The organism is Aeromonas salmonicida, from assembly GCF_028355655.1.
Lineage (GTDB): Bacteria > Pseudomonadota > Gammaproteobacteria > Enterobacterales > Aeromonadaceae > Aeromonas > Aeromonas salmonicida.
In genome coordinates this window covers 3,861,691-3,885,002 of the sequence record NZ_CP110645.1, presented here as the reverse complement: position 1 = coordinate 3,885,002, position 23,312 = coordinate 3,861,691, and the positions used below count along the sequence as shown (strand labels likewise).

20 protein-coding genes are annotated in these 23,312 nt (G+C 59.2%); 15 read left to right on the top strand and 5 right to left on the bottom strand.

Annotated elements, in window-relative coordinates:
• Positions 1-6: 6 nt before the first annotated feature.
• Both ppgK and queG read right to left on the bottom strand, forming a co-directional pair.
• Positions 7-756, bottom strand: a complete 750-nt coding sequence (gene ppgK / locus ONZ54_RS18000) for a polyphosphate--glucose phosphotransferase (protein ID WP_271786834.1) — start codon at positions 754-756, stop codon at positions 7-9.
• 92 nt (positions 757-848) lie between these two features.
• Positions 849-2,003 (bottom strand): tRNA epoxyqueuosine(34) reductase QueG, encoded by a 1,155-nt coding sequence (queG, locus tag ONZ54_RS17995; protein WP_271786833.1) that lies wholly within the window; start codon positions 2,001-2,003, stop codon positions 849-851.
• Between the two features lie 190 nt (positions 2,004-2,193).
• On the opposite strand from queG, the gene ONZ54_RS17990 reads away from it, so the two are divergent.
• From ONZ54_RS17990 to ONZ54_RS17945, 10 genes are all read left to right on the top strand, one after another.
• A complete protein-coding gene (locus tag ONZ54_RS17990; RefSeq protein WP_271786832.1) occupies positions 2,194-3,705 on the top strand; it encodes an NAD(P)H-hydrate dehydratase in 1,512 nt (503 codons plus the stop codon).
• 8 nt (positions 3,706-3,713) lie between these two features.
• Complete coding sequence (tsaE, locus tag ONZ54_RS17985; RefSeq protein ID WP_005311656.1) at positions 3,714-4,187, top strand: tRNA (adenosine(37)-N6)-threonylcarbamoyltransferase complex ATPase subunit type 1 TsaE; 474 nt, start codon at positions 3,714-3,716, stop codon at positions 4,185-4,187.
• Complete coding sequence (locus ONZ54_RS17980) at positions 4,178-5,728, top strand: N-acetylmuramoyl-L-alanine amidase (RefSeq protein WP_271786831.1); 1,551 nt, start codon at positions 4,178-4,180, stop codon at positions 5,726-5,728. Before tsaE ends, ONZ54_RS17980 begins: the two co-directional genes overlap by 10 nt.
• A 142-nt stretch (positions 5,729-5,870) precedes the next feature.
• Positions 5,871-7,754: a DNA mismatch repair endonuclease MutL gene (mutL, locus tag ONZ54_RS17975; protein WP_271786830.1), complete on the top strand. Its 1,884-nt coding sequence runs from the start codon at positions 5,871-5,873 to the stop codon at positions 7,752-7,754.
• Positions 7,755-7,852: 98 nt separating this feature from the next.
• Positions 7,853-8,770, top strand: a complete 918-nt coding sequence (gene miaA / locus ONZ54_RS17970; protein ID WP_080697378.1) for a tRNA (adenosine(37)-N6)-dimethylallyltransferase MiaA — start codon at positions 7,853-7,855, stop codon at positions 8,768-8,770.
• A gap of 70 nt (positions 8,771-8,840) precedes the next feature.
• Positions 8,841-9,104, top strand: a complete 264-nt coding sequence (hfq, locus tag ONZ54_RS17965) for an RNA chaperone Hfq (protein ID WP_005311664.1) — start codon at positions 8,841-8,843, stop codon at positions 9,102-9,104.
• Positions 9,105-9,167: 63 nt separating this feature from the next.
• Complete coding sequence (gene hflX / locus ONZ54_RS17960; RefSeq protein WP_021138373.1) at positions 9,168-10,454, top strand: ribosome rescue GTPase HflX; 1,287 nt, start codon at positions 9,168-9,170, stop codon at positions 10,452-10,454.
• A gap of 92 nt (positions 10,455-10,546) precedes the next feature.
• Positions 10,547-11,695, top strand: coding sequence for an FtsH protease activity modulator HflK (gene hflK / locus ONZ54_RS17955; protein WP_005311668.1), 1,149 nt, complete (start codon positions 10,547-10,549; stop codon positions 11,693-11,695).
• A 3-nt stretch (positions 11,696-11,698) separates the two neighbouring features.
• Positions 11,699-12,583: a protease modulator HflC gene (gene hflC / locus ONZ54_RS17950; RefSeq protein ID WP_005311670.1), complete on the top strand. Its 885-nt coding sequence runs from the start codon at positions 11,699-11,701 to the stop codon at positions 12,581-12,583.
• Between the two features lie 102 nt (positions 12,584-12,685).
• Positions 12,686-12,874, top strand: coding sequence for a DUF2065 domain-containing protein (locus ONZ54_RS17945; protein WP_005311672.1), 189 nt, complete (start codon positions 12,686-12,688; stop codon positions 12,872-12,874).
• A gap of 93 nt (positions 12,875-12,967) precedes the next feature.
• On the opposite strand, the gene ispB is transcribed toward ONZ54_RS17945, so the two are convergent.
• Entirely contained in the window at positions 12,968-13,939 is a 972-nt protein-coding gene (ispB, locus tag ONZ54_RS17940; RefSeq protein WP_059113143.1) for an octaprenyl diphosphate synthase, read from the bottom strand.
• A 242-nt stretch (positions 13,940-14,181) separates the two neighbouring features.
• Between ispB and rplU the strand changes: the two genes are divergently transcribed.
• From rplU to ONZ54_RS17915, 5 genes are all read left to right on the top strand, one after another.
• Positions 14,182-14,493: a 50S ribosomal protein L21 gene (rplU, locus tag ONZ54_RS17935; RefSeq protein WP_005304210.1), complete on the top strand. Its 312-nt coding sequence runs from the start codon at positions 14,182-14,184 to the stop codon at positions 14,491-14,493.
• Positions 14,494-14,510: 17 nt separating this feature from the next.
• Positions 14,511-14,768 (top strand): 50S ribosomal protein L27, encoded by a 258-nt coding sequence (rpmA, locus tag ONZ54_RS17930; RefSeq protein ID WP_005311678.1) that lies wholly within the window; start codon positions 14,511-14,513, stop codon positions 14,766-14,768.
• 192 nt (positions 14,769-14,960) lie between these two features.
• The gene (cgtA, locus tag ONZ54_RS17925; protein ID WP_058393618.1) at positions 14,961-16,163 is read left to right on the top strand and encodes an Obg family GTPase CgtA; all 1,203 of its coding nucleotides are present in this window, start codon (positions 14,961-14,963) and stop codon (positions 16,161-16,163) included.
• Between the two features lie 409 nt (positions 16,164-16,572).
• Entirely contained in the window at positions 16,573-17,943 is a 1,371-nt protein-coding gene (locus ONZ54_RS17920) for a YjiH family protein (RefSeq protein ID WP_005311682.1), read from the top strand.
• 173 nt (positions 17,944-18,116) lie between these two features.
• Positions 18,117-19,811, top strand: coding sequence for an AMP-binding protein (locus ONZ54_RS17915; protein ID WP_271786829.1), 1,695 nt, complete (start codon positions 18,117-18,119; stop codon positions 19,809-19,811).
• Between the two features lie 63 nt (positions 19,812-19,874).
• Here the strand turns inward: ONZ54_RS17915 and ONZ54_RS17910 are convergent, their stop codons facing one another.
• A complete protein-coding gene (locus tag ONZ54_RS17910; RefSeq protein WP_059113530.1) occupies positions 19,875-20,225 on the bottom strand; it encodes a hypothetical protein in 351 nt (116 codons plus the stop codon).
• A gap of 132 nt (positions 20,226-20,357) precedes the next feature.
• Positions 20,358-23,246: an HD domain-containing phosphohydrolase gene (locus tag ONZ54_RS17905; protein ID WP_271786828.1), complete on the bottom strand. Its 2,889-nt coding sequence runs from the start codon at positions 23,244-23,246 to the stop codon at positions 20,358-20,360.
• Positions 23,247-23,312: the final 66 nt, after the last annotated feature.

Sequence of the window (23,312 nt, the reverse complement as noted above, 5' to 3'; positions counted from 1 at the left end):
GCCGCCTTACTGCTGTTCGGCGCTGCATTCGGCCGCATGAAGGGCAGCCCCTATGATGCCAGCCTGATTGAGACTGGCGGCTGCCACCAGCGGCGCCCGGGTTTCGATGCGATCGATGAATTTGTCGAGCTTGGCTGAGCTGCCGCCCCCCAGGATAAAGAGGTCGGGGGAGAACAGAAACTCCAGTCTGGCCAGATATTTGTTGAAGCGTTTTCCCCAGCGGCTCCAGGAGAGATCCTCCCGCTTGCGCACCGCATCCGAGCAGTAGTGCTCGGCTACCATGCCTTCCAGTATCAGGTGACCCAGCTCGGTGTTGGGCAGCAGCTGGCCGTTGACGAACACAGCAGTACCTATGCCGGTACCAACAGTGATGAGGATGATGATCCCCTTGCGATCCTTGCCGGCACCAAAGCGCATCTCGGCCAGACCCGCCGCATCGGCATCGTTGAGCACATGGCAGGGCAGGCCGGTCACATCCGAAAACAGGTGGGCAGCATCGGTCTCGATCCAGCTCTTGTCGATGTTGGCCGCGCTCTTGGCGATGCCGTTGTGGATGGTGGCGGGAAAGCCGCAACCCACAGGGCCCTTCCATTGGAAGTGTTCTACCAGTGCCTTGAGGGTATGTGCCACGGCCGCCGGGGTAGCCGGTTGCGGTGTTGCCAGACGGTGGCGTTCGCCAATCAGCTCGCCTGTTTCGGTATCGACCAGGCATCCCTTGATCCCTGAGCCACCGATATCCACTCCCAACATCTGCATCAGATTGTTCCTTTTATAGTGCTTATGGTGCCGACGGTTAACCGCCGACAGAGCATGAAAAAATGGTGTGCATCCGGCAAGGGGCAGATCGCTTATGCGTGATCCGGCAGACCTTTTTCGATGCAACGGATCAGCAAGCGTGTCTTTTTGTTGTCATCCTGCTGGCGTTTGGCCAGGGTCGTCAGTGCCCACTCTATGTGTTCGGCCACCATGGGCTCGGCGCTGGTGAGCGCCAGTTGCAGGGCGGCGATCACCTCTGGCGTAGCCGGGCCGTTGCCAAGCGCCACCGCCAGGTTGCGGCGCCAGCGTTGATAGCCGATGCGCCGGATCGGGCTCCCCTCAGTGTGCTTGAGAAATTCGCTCTCGGCCCAGCGCCACAGCACCAGCAGGGGCGGGCGGTGCAGGTTGGGGCGCGCTTTGAAGTCGGGTTCCGGGCTTGCATCTGCATAGCGATTCCAGGGGCAGATGAGCTGGCAGTCGTCACAACCATAGATGCGATTGCCCATGAGCGGCCTGAACTCTTCCGGGATGGGACCGTCGTTCTCTATGGTTAGGTAGGAGATGCAGCGGCGCCCATCCACCACATAGGGCGCGACTATGGCACCGGTCGGGCAGATATTGATGCAGGCCACGCACTTGCCGCATTGCTCTTTTTCCACCGGGGCATCGATGGGCAGGGGCAGGCCGAGCAGCAGCTCCCCCAGAAAAAAGAAAGAACCGGCCGATTCGTTGAGCAGTAGCGAATGCTTGCCGACCCAGCCCAGTCCCGCCTTGGCGGCCAGCGGCCGCTCCAGTATGGGGGCCGAGTCGACGAAGGGGCGCCACTCTCCCATTGTGTCCTGGGTGGTTTGAAACAGCGCCTGACAACGCTGTTCGATCCGCTCCCCCAGTTGCTTGAGGCGGTTGCGCAGCACCTTGTGGTAGTCGCGGCCGAGAGCGTAGCGGCTGATGTACCCGAGGGTCGGATCGCGCAGGGTGGCGGCAAAACCCGCCTCGAAGGGGAGGTAGTTCATGCGCACCGACACTACCCGCAGTGTGCCCGGCAGCAGCTCATGGGGGCGGGCCCGCATCATGCCGTGTCGGGCCATGTAGTCCATGCTGCCGTGATGGCCTGCATCCAGCCAGGCCTGCAGCCTGGGCTCCTCGAGGGTAAGATCCGTGTCCGTGATACCGACCTGGTCAAATCCTAGCTCGCCTGCCCATAGCTTGATATCGTGAGCCAACTGCTGAAAATCAGGCGTAGTCATGCTGCATCGAGCTCCACAGGCTTGATATCCAGAGTCAATCGACGGTGAAAATCAGGTATGGTCATGCTGCACCTGGTCCGCAAGGCTTGATGTCCTGGGTCAACCGGCAGTGAAAATCAGATGTGGTCATGTCGCATCGCGTGCCCGAAGCGTCTCAGCCAGGGCTAATGGATGAAAGTCAGGAGCCGTCATGGTAAAGGTCATCGGGGATGCTATCAGCGGGAAAGAGGTGCGCAGTTTACCACAATCACTGTGGCGGACTGAACAGGTCCGCGCGCTGGAGCAGCGCTGGGCCGAGCGAGAAGGGCAGGAACTCTACGCCCTGATGGAGCGTGCCGGTGCGGCGCTGCGTACCTATGCCACCCATCATTGGCCGCAGAGCCGCCGCTGGTGGATCTTTGTCGGCCCGGGCAACAACGGCGGGGATGGCTATGTGCTGGCACGTCTCGCCAGACAGATAGGCCTTGAACCCCGGGTGATCGCCGCCAGAGCGCCTGACGAGCTGAAAGGGGATGCCAGGCGAGCCGCCGATGACTGGTTGGCGCTGGGGGGGACTGTGCTGATGGCAGGCGCCAGCGAGCTGGATTCACTGCCGCCGCCGGACCTGGTGATAGATGCACTGCTTGGCACGGGTGTCCATACCCCCCTATCGCCGCTTCTGACAAAGATCGTCGCAACAATCAATAGCTTGGGCGCGCCTGTATTGGCGGTGGATCTGCCCTCCGGCCTCAATGCCGATACCGGCTGCGCCATGGGGGCGCTGGTGCGTGCCACTCGCACCCTCACCTTCATCGGCATCAAGCAGGGCATGCTTACCAGCGATGGTGTGGATGGGGTGGGCCAACTCGACTGCGATCCCCTCGGAGTCATGCCAGAGGAGACGCTGCAAGCGGCGGCTGAGCGGATTGATTATCCCGGCCTCAAACACCTGCTGACGCCGCGCCAGCGCTCGGCTCACAAGGGCTCCCACGGCAAGGTGCTGCTGGCCGGGGGCAATGTGGGCATGCAGGGAGCCATAGTACTGGCGGGTCTTGCCTGCCTGCGGGCGGGAGCGGGTCTGGTACGGGTGTGCCAGCATCCGAGTCATGGGCCCGTCAGCCTCTATCAAGCCGAGTTGATGAACTCAGTGATTGATACGAATGAGTACTGGGCTTCGGTGCGGCTGGTGGGGCCGGGACTCGGTCAGGACGAATGGGGTCGGCGCCATTTTGAATTATTGGTCAATGACAGCTTGCCGCTGGTATTGGACGCCGATGGATTGAATTGGCTGGCGCTATGTCCCCGTCATCAGGATAATTGGGTGCTCACGCCTCACCCGGGTGAGGCGGCACGCCTGCTGGGCTGCTCCATTGCCGACATTGCAGCGGATCGTTTTGCCGCTGTGCGGCGCCTGCAGCAGCGCTTTGGCGGCGTAGTGCTGCTCAAGGGCGCGGGGTCGCTCATTGATGACGGCAAGCAAATCGCGCTCTGTGATGAGGGCAATCCCGGCATGGCCAGTGGCGGCATGGGCGATCTCTTGTCTGGTATAATCGCCGCCCTGTTGGCTCAGGGCTGGTTTGCCGTCGAGGCAACCCGGCTGGGAGCCGTGATCCACGGGGAAGCGGCCGATCTGGCCGCCGCAGACGGAGAGAGAGGTATGCTGGCATCAGACCTGCTGCCCTTTATCCGTCGACTGGTTAATCCCGACTCCATAACAAGTTAAAGAAGAACATGGCAAAACAGTTGATGATGACACTGCCGGACGAGGCAGCAACAGTGGCACTGGGTGGCCGTCTGGCACATGCCTGCCTGCAGGCGACCACGGTGTTCTTGCACGGCTCCCTCGGGGCCGGAAAAACCACCCTGACCCGTGGCTGGGTGCAAGGGCTGGGGCATCAGGGCAAGGTCAAGAGCCCGACCTATACCCTGGTTGAACCCTATGAACTGGCCGATTGGCAGGTTTATCACTTCGATCTCTATCGTCTGGCTGATCCGGAAGAGCTGGAGTTCATGGGTATCCGTGACTACTTTGCTGCCAATACCCTCTGTCTGGTGGAGTGGCCGGAGAAGGGGGAAGGCTGGCTGCCGGCGCCCGATCTGGACATTACCCTGACTTATGTAAACGAGCAGCGTGAGGCTCTGATAGAAGCCCGCACTGCTATTGGCGAAGCCATTCTGGAACGGTTGTCATCTACGTGCGCTTGATCCTTGTTATTGCCCTCTCTCTGATGGCCTTACCCTCCTGGGCGAATCAGCTCAAGAGTGTGCGGGTATGGCCATCGCCGGATAACACCCGGGTGGTGCTCGACATGAGCAGTGCTCCCAATTACAACTACTTCACCCTGACCGGCCCGGATCGACTGGTGATCGACCTCAAAGGGGCGAACAACGTCGCCAATCTGGCCCGTATCGGGAACAACAGCGAGCTGGTGCGCAAGATCCGCGAGAGCTCGCCGCTGGAAAAGGGTGGACTGCGGCTGGTGCTGGATCTCAGTTCCACCATCAAACCCGTGGTGTTTCCGCTGGCGCCGGCAGGCCCCTATGGCCACCGGTTGGTGATAGACCTGCCTTATGAAGAGAAGCGCTCTGCCGCCGCCGTGCAAGCCACTCCTGTGGGGGGTAAAGGCAAGGGGGTGGTGATCGCAATCGATCCGGGCCACGGCGGGGAAGATCCGGGCTCCATCGGTCCCCGTCACACCTATGAGAAGCGGGTCACCCTGGCGGTATCCCAGAAGCTGGCGGCACTCATTGACAGGGAACCCGGCATGCGCGCCGTGCTGACTCGCCGCGGGGACTACTTCGTGGATCTGAACAAGCGCTCCGAAATTGCCCGCAAGGCCAAGGCGGATCTGCTGGTCTCCGTTCACGCGGACAGCTTCCACAACTCGACGCCGCGCGGCGCCTCTGTCTGGGTGCTGTCGACCAACCGCGCCAACCGCGAGATGGGCAGCTGGCTGGAGAAACAGGAGAAACAGGGGGAACTGCTGGGTGGGGTAGGCAAGGTATTGGCCGAATCCGACCCGAATCCCTATCTGGCGCAGACCTTCCTCGATCTCTCCATGGACAAGTCCCGTGCCGAGGGCTATGACGTCAGCCGCCAGATCCTGCGCTCCATGGGCAAGGTGGCCAGATTGCACAAAAAGGCGCCGGAGCATGCCAGTCTGGCTGTGCTGAAAGCCCCGGACATTCCCTCCGTGCTGGTAGAGACAGGTTTTATTTCCAACCATGCGGAAGAGAAGCTGCTGGCTACCCCCGCCTATCAAGACAAGCTGGCCCGCGCCATCTTCGAGGGGATCCGCAATTACTACCGTGCTCATCCGACCAAGGGCGCCATGCTGACTGGCAAGGGACAGGCCAGTCGGCCGGCTGCCGTCAGCAGGCCCGTTGCCGTCAACAAGCCTGCCGCCGTGAGCAAACCGGTTCAGGTACAATCCCAGCCCGTGGTGACCAATCGTATGCCTGCCACAGTGCGCGATGGCGGTGCGCCTGTCAGCAGTGTCAGCAGCTCGTCTGGTGCCGGAGTGATCAAACCCTACTCGGTGGCCGCCAAGGAGCCGAGCGTACCTGTCACCAGCGTGCAGGCCAATGAGAAGTCCAGAATGCTGCGCCACGTCGTCAGACGGGGCGAGAGCCTCTCCCGCCTTGCCGAGAAGCACAGGGTGAGTCAGGCCCGGCTGGTGGAGATCAACAAACTCAAATCACGGGATATCCAGATAGGGCAGGTGCTCTATATCCCGCAAGAATAAAAACCAGGAGTCAGCCATGCCGATCCCTGTTTTACCGCTCCTCCTGGCCAACCAGGTTGTCGCCGGCGGTGATGCGGTGGATCGGTCCTGCTCAGTGGTGAAAGTGTCTGGATCCCGCAAGATTAAAAGTCAGGAGTAAACCATGCCGATCCGTATTTTACCGCCGATCCTGGCCAACCAGATTGCCGCCGGAGAGGTGGTGGAGCGGCCCTCCTCTGTCGTGAAGGAGCTGGTGGAAAACAGCCTGGATGCGGGCGCCGACCGGGTCGAAATAGACATCGACAAGGGCGGTGCCAAGCTGATCCGCATTCGGGACAACGGCTGCGGCGTCGCCAAAGACGAGCTGGTGCTGGCACTGTCGCGCCACGCTACCTCCAAGGTGGCGACCCTGGATGATCTGGAAGGGATCTGCAGTCTCGGCTTTCGCGGGGAGGCGCTCGCCTCCATCAGCTCTGTCTCCCGTCTCACATTTACCTCCCGCACCCAGGATCAGTCCGAAGCCTGGCAGGCACAGGCGGAAGGGCGAGAGATGAACGTCACCGTCAAACCGGCGGCCCATCCGGTTGGCACCACGGTGGAAGTGGTAGATCTCTTCTTCAATACCCCGGCGCGGCGCAAGTTCATGCGCAGTGAAAAGACCGAATTTGCCCATATCGATGAGCTGGTGCGCCGCATTGCGCTCTCCCGTTTCGATGTCACCCTGATCCTGCGTCACAACGGCAAGGTGATGCGCCAGTACAAGGCCGCCAATACGGTGCCGGAGCAGGAGCGTCGCCTCGCCGCCGTTTGTGGAACCCCCTTCATGCACCATGCGCTGGCGGTGGAGAGCGAACATAGCGACGTTCGTCTATGGGGGTGGCTGGCACTGCCTGAGGGAGCCAGACCGCAGAACGACCTGCAATACACCTATGTGAACGGTCGCATGATGCGCGACAAGCTCATCAATCATGCCATCCGCCAGGCCTATGACGAGCTGCTGCCCACCGACCGCTTCGCCGCCTATGTGCTCTATATCGAGCTGGATCCCCACCAGGTGGATGTGAACGTTCATCCTGCCAAACACGAGGTGCGCTTTCATCAGGCGCGGCTGATCCACGATTTTATCTTCCAGGCGCTGTTTACTGCGCTGCGCCGCGAAGGGGTCAGCGCCGCTCATCAGGAAGAGCCGCTGGCCGAAACCCTGGTCGAACTACCGGTAAGCGGGCAGATTGAATATCCCGGGCAGGCGCCTCGTCCCGAGTGGTATGGCGCCGAACACAGCTATCGGGCTCCTGCCTCGACGAATGAAGTGCGAGAAGGGGGCGCGGCGCGTGCCGGCAACTACCAACCGCCTGAGCCACCCAGCCGGGAGGCGATGCGGGGCATGGGCGCACTGCTCACCACCTTGCCTAGTGCCGGGCCCGCGTCTGCTGCATCCGCTACCGCTGCAATGGTGCCCAGTGCAGCAGCTCAGACCGTACCCGGAGTCTGGCAGGCACTCACCCTGGTGGAGCAGGCCTATCTGTTGTTGGTGCGAGATGGCCAGCTGGCTTTGCTCTCTCTGGTGCGGGCTGAGCGCCTGCTGCTGCGCAACTGGTTGCTGGAAGCCTGGGGCCAGGGGCTGGCTGCGCAACCCCTGTTGCTGCCAGTTTCGTTCAAGCTGCCGAAAAACCTGATATCGCTGGTTGAAGCGCAGGAACGTTTGCTCAAACGGATAGGGCTGGAGTTGAAAAGCGGGGGGCGTGACACCATGATCCTGACTCGGGTGCCAGCCTTGCTGCGTCAGACCGATCTGGTGCGGCTATTACCCGAATTGTTGCAAATTATCGAGAGCGGATCTGACAGTGATGCGAGCCAGCTGGCTGAAGTATTATGCCAATGGCTGGTTGAGCAGGGGATAAGCCACGAAAAAATATACGATTTTTCAACAGCCAATCGCTTGCTGACGGAACTTGTGGCCGATTTCAGTGACCAATTGGCAGATATTCGCATGGTGCGCCCCGTGTCGCTGACGACAGTGCTGGAGGCGTTTGCACATGGCGGCTGAGTTGCCGAGTGCTTGTTCCAACACACAGCCTGGCAATAAGCCCGTGATGTGCTCGCTGTGGCTGGTAAATCTGATCGAGGAATTTGAACGTGGCTGACTTGCCGAATGCAATTTTTTTGATGGGGCCAACGGCCTCCGGCAAGACGGATCTCGCCATCGCCCTGTGCCAAACCCTGCCTTGCGACATCATCAGCGTGGACTCAGCGCTTATCTATCGCGGCATGGATATAGGAACTGCCAAGCCGACGGCGCAAGAGTTGGCTCTGGCTCCCCACAAGTTGATCGATATTATCGATCCTGCCCTGAGCTATTCGGCCGCCGACTTTTGCCGCGATGCCCTGCGGGAGATGAACGATATTGTCGCCCGCGGCCGCATTCCGCTGCTGGTGGGGGGCACAATGCTCTATTTCAAGGCACTGCTGGAGGGGCTTTCTCCGCTGCCATCCGCCGATCCGGCCATTCGCGCCGAGCTGGAAGAGGAGGCTGCACGCCTCGGCTGGCAGGCGCTGCACGATGAGCTGGTGCGGATCGATCCGGTTGCCGGCGCGCGCATTCATCCCAATGACCCGCAGCGTCTTAGCCGGGCCTTGGAGGTGTATCGCATCAGTGGCAAAACCCTGACCGAACTGACTCAGGTGCAGGGGGAAGGGTTGCCGTATCGGGTACACCAGTTTGCCATTGCCCCGAGCGATCGCGCCCTGTTGCACAAGCGTATCGAACAGCGCTTTGACAAGATGTTGCAAAGTGGCTTCGAGCAAGAGGTGCGTGCGCTTTATGAACGAGGCGATCTCACCCCCGACCTGCCAGCTATTCGCTGCGTTGGCTACCGCCAAATGTGGGACTACCTGGCAGGGGAAGTGGAGTATGATGAGATGCGCTATCGCGGTATTGTTGCCACCCGCCAGTTGGCCAAGCGTCAAATGACCTGGTTGCGCGGTTGGCCTGAAGTCACCTGGCTGGAATCTGGTGAGTCTGGCAATCTGGCAAGGGTCGTTGCCCGTGCCGGAGTGGCTTGACACTCCTGTATAATCAGGTTGTTATATTGATATCCGGTGTTTAAAAACAACAAACTATAAGGAAAAGAAGATGGCTAAGGGGCAATCTCTCCAAGACCCGTTTTTGAATGCGCTGCGCCGTGAGCGGATTCCTGTTTCTATTTATTTGGTGAACGGCATCAAACTGCAGGGTCAGATCGAATCGTTTGACCAGTTTGTCATTTTGCTGAAGAACACCGTGAGCCAGATGGTCTACAAGCACGCTATTTCCACCGTGGTGCCGGCCCGTGCCGTCAACCATCACCAGCACGTCCCTGGCGCAGCTGGCGAAGAACAGGGTGAAGCTGAAGCGTGATATCTCGAGGCGAGACGACTCGCCAATTCAGATTCGTCATGATTCCTGTCAAGGAGCAAGCGCTTGTTTGACCGTTATGAAGCCGGCGAACAGGCCGTTCTGGTGCACGTCAACTTCAGTGATGAGGGTGAGCGGGAGGATCTGGAAGAGCTCAAAATGTTGGTGAGCTCGGCCGGCGTCAATGCATTGGGGGTGGTGACCACCAACCGCAGTGCGCCCAGCGCCAAACTCTTTGTCGGCAGCGGCAAGGCTGAAGAGATCGCGTCCCAGGTGCAGATGCTGGGCGCAGATGTGGTGATCTTCAACCATGCCCTGACCCCTGCCCAGGAACGCAATCTGGAACGCCTGTTCCAGTGCCGTGTCGTGGACAGAACCGGCCTGATCCTAGATATCTTTGCCCAGCGCGCCCGAACCCACGAAGGCAAGTTGCAGGTCGAACTTGCCCAGTTACGCCATCTTTCTACTCGCCTTGTACGCGGCTGGACCCACCTTGAACGTCAGAAGGGCGGGATCGGTCTGCGCGGCCCTGGTGAAACCCAGCTGGAAACCGACCGCCGCCTGTTGCGTGAGCGCATCAAGGCGATTTTGCGTCGGCTCGACAAAGTGGCCAAACAGCGGGAACAGGGCCGTCGCGCCCGTAACCGCAATGAGGTACCGACCGTTTCACTGGTGGGTTACACCAACGCCGGAAAATCCACTTTGTTCAACCAACTTACAGCTGCCAGCGTGTATGCTGCCGATCAATTGTTCGCAACACTGGATCCCACCTTGCGTAAATTGGTGATCCGGGATGTGGGTGATGTGATTCTGGCGGATACAGTTGGATTTATTCGGCACTTGCCCCATGATCTGGTCGCAGCTTTCAAAGCGACGCTGCAGGAGACCCGCGAAGCGGACTTGTTGCTGCACGTGGTGGACTGTGCCGACGAACAGATGCAAGAGAATATCGATTCGGTACAGCAGGTGTTGGCCGAAATTGAGGCCGATGACAGGCCCCAGTTGATGATCTGTAACAAGATAGACAAGCTGGCGGATCGTCCGGCAGGTCTGGAGCGGGATGATGAGGGGCGCCCGGTGCGACTCTGGTTGTCTGCCCAGAGCGGTGAAGGCTGTGAATACCTGTTTACGGCCCTGACCGAGTTGCTGGCCGGATCCATGGTGCATCACACCTTGCAGTTACCCCCTTCGGCCGCCAGATTGCGAAGTGCGCTCTATCGTCTCAAAGGCATTGAGCAGGAAGGTTTCAGCGAGGAGGGGGATTTTGTGTTGCAAGTTCGCCTGCAACTGGCCGACTGGAACCGCCTCGTGAAACAGGAAGGCGAGAATTTACAACGCTTTATCAGGCATTGATTCGTCGATGAAGATGAATGTTTGCAGGCTTCATCAATGATTGATGGCCAGATAGAGTTGATATCCATCCGCTTGTATTAATGGAGATGCTGATGGCTTGGAATGAGCCTGGAAACAACGGCAAAGACCGTGACCCTTGGGGGAACAACGGCAAGAATCAGGGACCCCCTGATCTGGACGAGATGTTGCGCAAGGTAAGCCGCCGTTTTGGTGGTTTGCTGGGTGGTGGCAAGTCAGGTGGCGAGATGGGCCGTTTTGGTCTCTCTATCGCCCTGGTGGTTGCTGTGGTGGTATGGGTCGTCAGCGGCTTCTATACCATTCGCGAAGCAGAGCGGGGTGTGGTGCTGCGTTTTGGGGAGTATTCCCATAACGTGGATCCGGGCCTGCGCTGGAAACCGACCTTCATCGACCGGGTGATCCCGGTGGACGTCGAGTCTGTACGCTCGCTGCCCGCCTCCGGCTTCATGCTGACTCAGGACGAAAACGTAGTGCGTGTCGAAATGGACGTGCAGTATCGCGTGGTCGATCCCGAGCAGTATCTGTTCAGCGTCACCAATGCTGACGAGAGCCTGGGTCAGGCCACCGATAGCGCCCTGCGCTATGTCGTGGGTCACACCCGGATGGACGATGTCCTGACCACGGGTCGGGAAAAGGTCCGTCAGGAAACCTGGCAGGTGATCGACGGTATCATTGAACCGTATCAGATGGGTCTTCAGATCGTCGACGTCAACTTCCTGCCGGCTCGTCCGCCTGAAGAGGTTAAAGATGCATTCGATGATGCCATTTCCGCCCAGGAAGATGAGCAGCGTTTCATTCGTGAAGCAGAAGCCTATGCCCGTGAAGTTGAGCCAAAGGCTCGCGGCTCGGTCAAGCGTCTGGAGCAGGAAGCTGAAGGTTACAAGTCCCAGATAGTGCTGAAGGCCAAGGGTGAAGTGGCTCGCTTCAACGAGTTGCTGCCCCAGTATCAGGCCGCACCTGAATTGACCCGTGAGCGTATCTATCTGGAAACGATGGAAGAGCTCTATCAACAGGCCAACAAGGTGTTGGTGGACATGCCCGCTGGTAACAACAGCATGATCTATCTGCCTCTCGACAAGTTGTCTGGTAAAGCAACTGCAGTGCAACCGGCTCGTCCGGCTGGCACGTCAGTGGTGGAATCGACGCCGCCGTCCAACGAAGGGGCCAATTCCACACCGACCCCGCTGCGTAGCGGTGACCGTTTCAGCTCAGGGAGAAACTAATAGATGAAAAAAATAGCTATTGGTGTCATCGCTGTGGCCGCCATGGTCTGCTTCTCTTCCATCTTCATCATCGATGAAGGTCAGAAGGGGATTGTCGTCCAGTTTGGCAAGGTGAAGCGGGTTGAATCCGGCGAGCCGCGGCTTTATGAGCCCGGTTTGCACTTCAAGGTGCCGCTCATCGATCAGGTTCGCAAGATGGATGCCCGCATCCAGACCCTGGAAGGCCAGGCGGATCGCTTCGTGACCTCCGAGAAGAAAGATCTCATCATCGACTCCTACGTGAAGTGGAAGATTGAGGACTTCTCCAAGTACTACCTGGCAACGGGTGGTGGCAACAAGATCCAGGCCGAAGACCTGCTCAAGCGCAAGATCAACAACGGTCTGCGCTCCGAGATCGGTAACCGCACCATCAAGGACATCGTCTCCGGTGAGCGCAGTACCGTGATGGAAGATGCCCTGATGAAGATGGCACGCTCCTCCGAGCTCGGCATCAAGGTAGTTGATGTGCGGATCAAGCAGATCAACCTGCCGGTGGAAGTCTCCAGCTCCATCTATCAGCGGATGCGTGCCGAACGGACGGCCGTGGCCCGTGAGCATCGCTCCCAGGGTCGCGAGCAGGCCGAAATCCTGCGTGCCGACATCGACCGCAAGGTGACCGTCATGATCGCCGATGCCGAGAGTAATGCGCGTCAACTGCGTGGTGAAGGGGATGCTGAAGCCGCCAAGATCTATGCCGACAGCTACAAGAAAGACCCCGAGTTTTTCAGCTTCGTGCGTAGTATGGAGGCCTATCGCAAGAGTTTTGCCGGTGGCAACGACCTGATGGTACTCAAACCAGACAGCGAGTTCTTCCGCTACCTCAAGTCTCCTCACGGCACCAAGCAGTAAGAGACAAGCATAAGACCAAAGGGCCTGATGATTCAGGCCCTTTTGCTTTATGGCATGAGACCAACCGCGGATACGGGCGGCTTTTTTGTGCAAGGAGATGAGATGCTGACATCCATTCTGATGGGATTGGGGCTGCTATTGCTGTTTGAAGGGCTTGGCCCTTTGCTGATGCCCAAAGCCTGGCAACAGATGCTGCGGTTGCTGAGCGAACAGCCACCAGAACAACTGCGCCGTATCGGTGGATCTCTGGTGGTGGCGGGCGCCGTCATCCTCTGGATGCTGGGCCACTGAATCATGTGGCTGGCTCTGAGTTCCATTGCAGCACAGACAATAAAAAAGAGGCCCCGAGGCCTCTTTTTTTATGCAACAGCAGATATCGCTGACTCAGGCGCTGCGTTGTACCGCCATCTGGGCCAGGGTTTCCAGCGCCTGCTTGTGCTGGGAGTCCGGCAGGATGGCGAGGGCGGCAATGGCCTTGTCAGCCTCTTCCCTGGCACGCATGCGGGAGTACTCCAGCGCACCGGTGCGGTCGAGAATCCCGAGAATCTGGTCGAGATGTTCCATGCCGTTGCGGTGCTCGATGGCATCACGCACCAGCTGGCGCTCTTCGGGTGAGCCCACTTCCATGGCCCGCAGCAGCGGCAGGGTCGGTTTGCCTTCGGCCAGATCGTCACCGACGTTCTTGCCCATCTCATCGCTCTGGGAGCAGTAGTCCATGACGTCATCGATGATCTGGAAGGCTGTGCCCAGATACTTGCCGTAGTCGGTCATGGCCTGCTCGACGGGCGCGGGCTGATGGGTCAGCACGGCCGCGAGGCGGGTGGCGGCCTCGAACAGCTTGGCGGTCTTGCAGTAGATGACCGTCATGTAGCTCTGTTCCGTGGTGTCTGGATCGTTGCAGTTCATCAGCTGCAACACTTCCCCCTCTGCGATGGTATTGGTGGCATCCGACAGGATCTCCATCACTCGCAGGTTGGAAAGCTCGCTCATCATCTGGAAGGAGCGGCTGTAGAGGTAGTCGCCGACCAGCACGCTGGCAGCATTGCCAAACAGCGCATTGGCGGTCTCCCGGCCACGGCGCAGATCGGATTCGTCGACCACGTCGTCGTGCAGCAGGGTAGAGGTATGAATGAATTCGATGATGGCGGCGAGTTTGAGATGATCCTGACCTTCGTATCCCAGTGCGCGGGCGGCCATCACTGTCAGCATGGGGCGCATCCGTTTCCCGCCTGCACTGACAATATAGAAACCCAGCTGGTTGATCAGGCTGACATCGGACTGAAGTCTCGCCAGGATCAGTTCATTCACCGCCGTCATGTCGGCAGCACAGAGCGCACGGATAGTCTGTTGGTCCATAAGTCTCGTAACGTCACGGCAGCAATAACTGCGGTTTTAGTAATGGCGGGGATTCTACACGATTTCACAATGGGTTACAGTTAAGCGTTTATTCACGGCGGCAGATATGCGCACAAAATAAACTTTTTGCTAAATTGGCCTTGCCTGAGCAAATCGATTTGCGTAGAATGCTGGCCCATTGTTATAGGTTTTTGCGCGTGTCTGGCCTTGAGCAAAAGACACGCCTTTACGGAGTTAATCAAATGTACGCGGTATTCCAAAGCGGCGGAAAACAACACCGTGTGGCCGAAGGTCAAATCGTTCGTCTGGAAAAGCTGAACGTTGAGACTGGCGCTACTATCGACTTCAATGAAGTTCTGATGGTTGCTGCAGGCGACACTTTTAAAGTAGGTGCTCCTTTCGTTGAAGGTGGCAAGGTTGTAGCTGAAGTTGTGGCTCACGGCCGTGGCGAGAAAGTGACTATCGTCAAGTTCCGTCGTCGTAAGCACCATCGTAAGCAAGCGGGCCACCGTCAGTGGTTCACTGAAGTCAAAATCACTGGCATCAGCGCTTAATTAGAGGAGTCCGATAAATGGCACACAAAAAAGCTGGCGGTTCATCCCGCAACGGTCGCGATTCTGAAGCTAAACGCCTTGGCGTTAAGCGTTTCGGCGGCGAAACAGTTCTGGCAGGCAGCATCATCGTTCGTCAACGTGGTACCAAGTTCCACGCTGGCACCAACGTTGGTCTGGGCACGGATCACACCCTGTACGCGAAAGCGACTGGCAAGATCCTGTTCGAAGTTAAAGGTCCGCTGAATCGTAAGTACGTTAGCATCGTTGCTGAGTAATTACGGACCGCAAGGATCCGAAGCCCCGCCAACAGGCGGGGCTTTTGTTTTTCTGACGCAGTTTACGAAAAAACGGAACGTAGATGTGCCTGGTGTTGCGCGGGGCATTCATCGCTAAGATGCGTATCGCCCGCAGGGGCCTGTACCACTATAATTGCGTATCGGTTTTTCGAATTAAGGTGACGGTTACCTATGAAGTTTGTTGATGAAGTCCAGATTCGAGTCGATGCCGGTGACGGTGGTAACGGTTGTGTGAGCTTTCGCCGTGAAAAGTACATCCCGAACGGCGGCCCGGATGGTGGTGACGGTGGTGACGGTGGTGATGTCTATCTGATTGCCGACGAAAACCTGAATACCCTGATCGACTACCGTTTCGAGCGTTTCCACGCGGCCGAGCGCGGTGAGAATGGCCAGAGCGCCAACTGTACCGGCCGTCGCGGCAAGGACAGGATACTGCGTGTGCCGGTCGGTACCCGTGCCAGCGATGAAGACACAGGCGAACTGCTGGGTGATCTGACCCATCATGGCCAGAAGCTGCTGGTCGCCAAAGGTGGCTTCCACGGTCTGGGCAACACCCGCTTCAAGAGCTCAGTCAACCGGGCGCCGCGCCAGAAGAGCAGCGGTACGCCGGGTGAAGTGCGTACTCTGAAGCTGGAACTGCTGCTGCTGGCCGATGTCGGCATGCTGGGTCTGCCCAATGCTGGCAAGTCCACCTTTATCCGTGCCGTGTCCGCCGCCCGTCCCAAGGTAGCCGATTACCCCTTCACTACTCTGGTGCCGAACCTGGGTGTGGTGCGTGGCGAGAACTCCCGCTCCTTCGTGATAGCCGACATTCCAGGTCTGATCGAGGGTGCCGCCGAAGGTGCTGGCCTGGGTATCCGCTTCCTCAAGCATCTCGAGCGCTGCCGGGTCTTGATCCACCTGGTCGATATCTGCCCGGTCGATGGCTCGGATCCTGCCGAGAACGCCGTGACTATCGTCAAGGAGCTGGAAAAGTACAGCCCTGAGCTGGCTGGCAAGCCGCGCTGGTTGGTGTTCAACAAGATGGATCTGATCCTGGAAGAAGAGGCGGTCGAGGTGATGGAGCGCGTCAAGACGGCGCTGGCCTACGAAGGCCCCGTCTACCAGATCTCCGCCATCAGCAAGGAAGGCACCAAGAAGGTGTGCTACGACATCCTGGATCTGCTGGATACCATGCCTCGTCAACTGGCGGAAGATGCCAGGGACGCCATCGAGAAGGTGGAGTTCAAGTGGGATGACTACCACAAGAACCAGCTGGCCCAAGCCGAAGCCGAAGCGCTGGCCGCCTCAATGGCCTTCGATGAAGGGCTCGATGAGGAAGACTGGGATGATGACGAAGATGATGGCGTTGAAGTCATCTATGTTCGTGACTGATCACTCTATCCTGCCTGATCGGTGCGGCTCTTCTGCCCACCGATGAGAAAAACCGGAGCCTGGCAACAGGCTCCGGTTTTTTTATGGGGCGCATCTGGATCGATCGGATCACCACATAGATATATTTCTCATGTCACTTATTGCCTGCCAACCGCAACGGATTATACTGCGCACCTGAATGTAACCTCTTTGAAACAATGCACTAACTATTTGTAATGAATTGATATGCGTATCTGTTTGAGGTCATTCTTATGGAAGGTTCGCCTGCAAAAATATTTATGCTTGAAATGATCCATTAAGGGCTTGTTTGTGCATTTTTTTGGAGTATTCTTGCGCCCGTTTTGTCGGGTGAGAGCATGAATATGCAAGTTGACCTGGCTAAGGAAAAGTAACATTAAGGCTGTAGACCATGCTGGAAAAGACTCTGCAAGCGCCTGCGCTCAATACTCGTCGCAACGTGCTGATGTTCCTGGTCCCGTCACTCATCGGGATCCTGCTGTTCATGACCCCCGTCATCTATGACGAGAACGTCACCATTCCGGTTGCCGTGCTGGCGAAGCTGGTGCAAACGGTATTTGCCGATTATCTGGTGGCCATGGTCAGTGCCATCATTACCACCACCATGCTGATGACGCTGATCGCCTGGTTGTTCAAGCCAGCGATCCTGGTGCGTCGCCCCTTCCTCAACAGCCTGTTTAACGTCTCCCCTTTCTGGGCCTGTGTGCGAGTCCTGGGTGGAGTGTTCGTGCTGCTGACCTTCTTCAATGTGGGGCCCGAGGTGTTGCGTTCCGGTGCTACCGGCGGTCTGGTACTGCACGATCTGCTGCCTGTGCTGTTCTCGGTGTTCATCTTCGCCGGTCTGTTGTTGCCCCTGCTGCTGGATTTCGGTCTGCTGGAGTTTGTCGGCACCATGATGACCCGCATCATGCGCCCTGTGTTTCGTTTGCCGGGGCGCTCCGCCGTGGATTGCTTCGCCTCCTGGCTGGGGGATGGCAGCGTTGGCATTCTGCTGACTAGCAAGCAGTACGAGGGCAAGTTCTATACCCAGCGTGAAGCCGCCGTCATCGGCACCACCTTTTCAGCGGTCTCCATCACCTTCTGCCTGGTGGTGATCTCCCAGGTGAAGCTGGAGCATATGTTCGTTCCCTTCTACCTGACTGTCTGTCTGGCGGGTGTGGTCGCCGCCATAGTGGTACCGCGCCTGCCGCCGCTCTCCTGGAAGAAGGACATCTATGCCGATGGCACTCCCCTGTGCCGCAAGCAGGAGTCAGTGCCCCATCAGCACAGCGTGATGAGCTATGGCTTAGAGCGGGCGCTGACCAAGGCTGACAGCATGACCGATCTTGGTGCGGTCGCGCGGGAAGGGGTGAAGAATGCGCTGGACATGGTGTTTGGCGTGTTGCCGGTGGTGATGGCGATCGGTACCTGTGCCCTGATGCTGGCCGAGCACACCCCCATCTTCAACTGGCTGGGTGCGCCATTTGTTCCCTTGCTGGAGCTGCTGCAACTGCCGGAGGCCGAGGCCGCCTCCAAGACCATCATGGTCGGCTTTGCCGACATGTTCATCCCGGCCGTGCTGGCCTCGACCATAGAGAGCGACATCACCCGCTTCGTGATTGCCGCCATGTCGGTCACCCAGCTCATCTATATGTCGGAAGTGGGCGCCCTGCTGCTGGGCAGCAAGATCCCGGTCAAGCTGTGGGAGCTGTTTGTCATCTTCCTGCTGCGCACCCTGGTGACCCTGCCGGTCATTGCCGGTGTGGCGCATCTGCTGTTCTAAGGCAAGAGTCTGGGATTTAAAACGGTCAACTTGGGTTGGCCGTTTTTTATGGTGAGTATTAGACCAAAGTGAGTCTTTTTAATGGGTGGTTTTTACATTAACGTAACAAGCTGAAAAAAGCGTGCCAGCCGAGCAGTAGGCAATATCCATCGAATGTGGCCAGGAGTCACCCCATGACCTCACTGCTCAGCTACCGGACCGGTCCTTGCGACCAGCCCTTGCTTCACCAGACCATTGGCGAATATCTGCAAGAGATAGCCGAACGTTTCCCCGACCGCCCCGCCGTTGTAGTGCGTCACCAGCAGATCCGCTGGAACTACCGTGAATACCTCATCCAGATAGACAGGCTGGCACTGGGCTTGCTAGCGCTCGGCATCCAGCCGGGGGACAGGGTCGGCATCTGGTCGCCAAACAACATAGAGTGGTGCCTGGTGCAGTTCGCCACGGCCCGCATCGGCGCCATCATGGTCTGCATCAACCCAGCGTATCGCAACTACGAGCTGGAGTTTGCCATCAACAATGTGGGTTGCCGCGCTCTCATCTGTGCCAGTGCCTTCAAGGGGAGTGACTACCTCGCCATGCTCAATGAGCTGGCCCCCGAGCTTGCAAGCTCGCCGCCGGGGCAGCTGGTCAGCGCCCGCTTGCCGAGCCTGGAAATGGTGATCCGGCTCGGGGAGACGCAAACGCCGGGTATGCTGAACTTCAGCGCCGTGCAGGCCCTGGGGGATGCGCAGGATCCGGCCTGGCTTGCCCGGGTGGCGGTTACCCTCAAACTGGATGATGCCATCAACATCCAGTTCACCTCGGGTACCACGGGCAGCCCCAAGGGCGCAACCCTGAGCCATGGCAACATACTCAACAACGGCCGGCAGGTGGCGCGGGGCATGGCGTTCAGCGAGCAGGACAGGCTCTGCATACCCGTGCCGCTCTATCATTGTTTTGGCATGGTGCTTGGCAATCTGGTGTGCATCAGCGTGGGGGCCTGCGCCCTGTTTCCATCGGAAGCGTTCGATCCTGTGGCGACCCTGCAGACGGTGAGCGAGGAGCGCTGCACCGCCTTGCATGGTGTGCCGACCATGTTTATCGCCGAGCTGGAGCTGCCCGGCTTTGGCGAGTTTGATCTCTCCTCTTTGCGCACCGGCATCATGGCAGGAGCTATCTGCCCGGAGCCCTTGATGCGCAAGGTGCAGACTCTGATGCACATGACAGAGGTGACCATCGCCTATGGTCAGACCGAGTGCAGCCCCATCAACCACATGACCGCCATCGATGCGCCGCTGGACAAGCGCGTCACCACGGTGGGCCGCGCCCTTGACCACACCGAGATCAAGCTGATTGACCCGAGCGGTGAATTGGTGCCCATTGGCGAGCGGGGTGAGATCTGCTGCCGCAGCAAGGGGGTCATGCAGGGTTACTGGCAGGACCCGGTCAAGACGGCGGAAACCATCGATGATGAAGGCTGGTTGCACTCGGGTGATATCGGCATCATGGATGAAGAGGGTTATGTGCAGATAGTGGGGCGCAGCAAGGAGCTGATCATCCGCGGTGGCGAGAACATCTATCCCCGCGAGATAGAGGATCGGCTCTACGATCATCCTGCGGTGCAGGATGCCGCCGTGTTCGGTGTCGACAGCGAGCGTTACGGGGAGGAGGTGTGTGCCTGGGTCAAGCTGAGGCCGGATCAGATGGTCAGCGAGGAGGAGATCAAGCACTTCCTCTCGGCCCGCATCGCCTACTTCAAGGTGCCAAGATACATACGTTTCGTGGAGGAGTACCCCATGACGGTGACCGGCAAGTTGCAGAAGTTCAAGATGCGGGAGGCCATGACCCGCGAGCTGGCCCGCCAGCATGCTGAGGCGACGCGCTGAGGTGGTGTTACCGCGATGAGAAAAGGGCCTGCGGGCCCTTTGTTCGTTGTTGCCAGCAGGCTGCTAGCGCGGCGTGATGCTCACATCCGTGGGGCACTGAATGGTCAACGAATGGACCGTATTGGCGATGCGGTGGGGTGTGCCCGCCTTGTATATTTTCTTCTCTTCGTCATAGCTGCCCGTTGTGTACTGGGTGGAGTAGAGCGTCTGCTGACGACGATCCGTCTCTTTGTAGCCCTGGGGGCAGGTCTGGTTGGCCTGCTGGAAGCAGGCCGTCATGCTGCTGCACTCGATATAGAAACCCCGCTGGCTGGCATCGGCCAGATGGACAGGGGTAACGGTGGGCGGGGGTGGCGACAACAGGGAGCAGCCGGACAGCGCCAGCGCGCCCAGCATGATGAGATGTTTTGACATAAATAACCTGAACCATGTGGTGTGATAAAGAGTGAGGGGAAGTCTTTTGCTCCCCCTTCGCTGTAGGGCACAGTTATAACCAAGCGGGCCTGCCCAAACCAGCATACAAATGTAAGAAAATATGAACCCTGTCTATGCCTGTGGGGTCAGCCGAGCCTCTTCATCCACCTGGTCCAGCTGTTCCGGCGCCAGAAAACGCTCGGCATAGTCGCGCCAGATACCGCTGCTGACGAACAGGGCAAACAGCGCCGGGTCTATGTGCTGCTCACGCACCATGTTCTGCATGATGGCCAGGGATTGAGCCACCGTCTTACCCGACTTGTAGGGGCGATCGCTGGCGGTCAGCGCCTCGAAGATGTCGGCGATGGCCATGATGCGTGCCGGGATGCTCATCTGTTGCCCCAGCAACTGGCGGGGGTAACCCTTGCCATCCATGCGTTCATGATGTCCACCGGCGATCTCGGGCACATTGCGCAAATGGCGCGGGAAGGGGAGCCGCTCCAGCATGCGGATGGTCTGGATGATGTGCTCGTTGATCTTGTAGCGCTCCTCTTCTGTGAGGGTGCCGCGGCCGATGGCCAGGTTGTAACGTTCTCCACGGTTGTAGAGATAGGTCGGCACCCTGACCTTGAAGCCCCAGGGATTGCGCTCATCCAGGCTGTCGTGGACGGGGCGGGGTATGAGGTGGACTGTCTTGTCAGCCAGCAGTGGCTCGATACAGGGCAAATGGGAGGCTGGTTCGTTCTGGTGCAGCTTGAGTTCCTCCCGGCTGATGCCGAGCCTGTCGTCCAGGGTGCGCAACCAGGTGCGGTTGGCGATGGCATCGAGCCGTGTCAGCTTCTCCGGTGCCATCCATTCCCCGCCGAGGTTGCAATCGGCGACGAAGGCGAACTCCTGATCCAGGGTACTCCAGAGTGGCGCCACCTCCGCTCTTGCCGCTTCCCGTTCTGACGCCGGCAGACGGGCCGCCAGCACCTCGATATAGGCGTCGCGTTTGAGCACTTCGAAGCGGGTGCGGATCTCGTGGATCCGATCGTAGATAGTCTCCAGCTTGGTGGCCTTGTCGACCACAAACTCCGGCGTGGTGACCTTGCCGCAGTCGTGCAGCCAGCTCGCGATGTGAATGGCCTCCCACTCCTCTTCATTGAGCCGAAAGTCGGCGAAGGGGCCCTGCTGCTGGGCACAGGCTGCTTCGGTCAGCATCCGGGTCAATTCGGGTACCCGCTGGCAGTGGCCACCCGTGTAGGGACTCTTGGCATCGATGGCCCCTGCCATCAGCTCGATGAAGGACTCCAGCAGCTGTTTCTGTTCCTCCAGCAGGCGCTGGTTCTCGATGGCGGAAGCAGACGTGCCTGCCAGCGCCTCGATCAGGCTGATGCGCGAGGCCAGTTCGCGGGCAGAGCAGTCGGGCAGGATCAACAGCAGGCAGCCGATCAGCTCCTGTCGATGATTGCACAGTGGCTCGGCGACCAGCTGGCAAGGGCCGGGGAAGGGGCCCCAGCTCGCCAGATGTTGCTGCCAGCCCCGTTCGTCGACGGCCAGAGTGAGCCGCTCGCCATGAGCCAGCTTGCCGAGCAGCGCCTCCTGCCAGGGAGCCTGCTCGGCGGGCAGAGACTGTTGCCGCCAGAGCGCCTGGACTGCCACCATGCTCTGCTCTTGCGCCAGGTAGAGGCAGCCCCCCTCGGCCTGTACGGCGGCTATGGTCTCGTGCAGTATGCGGCTGAGCAGGGAGTCGAAGCGGTGTTCGGCCGCCAGTGCCCGGCCCATGTTCATGAAGTTGCCCAGGGTCAGTCGCATGCCTGACATGGTACGGGCCAGATCGTCGATCTCGCGGATCGCCGATTCCGGCACCCGGCTCTCGCCGAAGTCGAAGTGCTGGATCCGCTCCGCCTCTTGAGTCAGGGCCAGCAGGGGGGTCGCGGTGCGGCGGGAGACCAGCCAGATCACCGGCAACAGCAGCAGCAAACCTGCCAGTGCCCAGCCGAGGTTGATCAGCGCTTCGTTGCGAGCCTGCTGGTAGAGCAGGTCGGCCGAGACCAGCAAGGCGATATAAAAGGGGGATCCCTCACCGAGGGGAGAGAGATTGACCAGCCAGTCACTCTGATCGGCGGCGGTCAGATTCAGCTCCACCGGGCTGCTCAGCAAGGCGGGTTGGCTGGTGACCTGTTGCTGCAGCTGGGTCAGCACGGGATGAGACAGCGCCGACAGGAGGGGCAGCTGGCTCAGTTGCTCGAAGCTGGGAAGCTGTTTGGGATCCGTGGCAAGCAGGGTGGCGTATTCGTCGAACAGAACCACCTGACTCTGCTCTGGCAACCGCAGTTCACCGATCAGGGCCGACAGCCCCTCGACGCTGGTATCCAGCCCGATCACTGCCCTTCTGTTGTCGCTTTCCACCGCCAGCGTCATGCCTGGCTCCTTGGTGGTAAAGAAGAGATAGGGGTGGGTGGTGGCGATGCCTGAACGCCAGCGTGCCTGCTTGTACCAGTCGCGGCTGCGGGGATCAAACTGGTATTGAGGCATGGCCCGGCGCTCGAGCAGGGTCAGCCGCTGGTCGAAGTAGAGAAACTCCCCCTTGCCCTGGTGCAGGCTCTGCACCAGCAAGGTGCTGGCCGCTGGGACCCTGTCCAGTTGGGCTCGGGCCCGCTCGGTCAACTTGCGCACCAGGAAGAAATCACCATCCGCGTAGCCGGCATAGACGGCGCCATAACTGGGGCTGTTGGCCAGCACCTCTGCCAGTTGTGGCAGGTAGCCGAGCCGGGCATCCAGACTGTTCATAGCCGCCAGCTGACCGCTGCGCAGCAGACTGAGGGACATGCGGGCCGGCCGCTCGTTCAATTGAAGGGCGAGGGCGAGCTGCTCCCGGTATTGCAGGAAATTTTGCCGTTCATGCTCCAGTCCCTGTTGTGCCGCTTGCTGGAATTGCAATGCGATAAGGGCGCTGCCCAGCAGGGTAAACAGCAGGATGAAGAGGGTGGCGATATGCACATAGAAGGGTTTACGACCTGGCCTGGCACTTGTCATGGACACATCCTTGTCACACGGGCGATTGCAGAGACGATCTACTATCAGTGTGCCAACAGGATGACA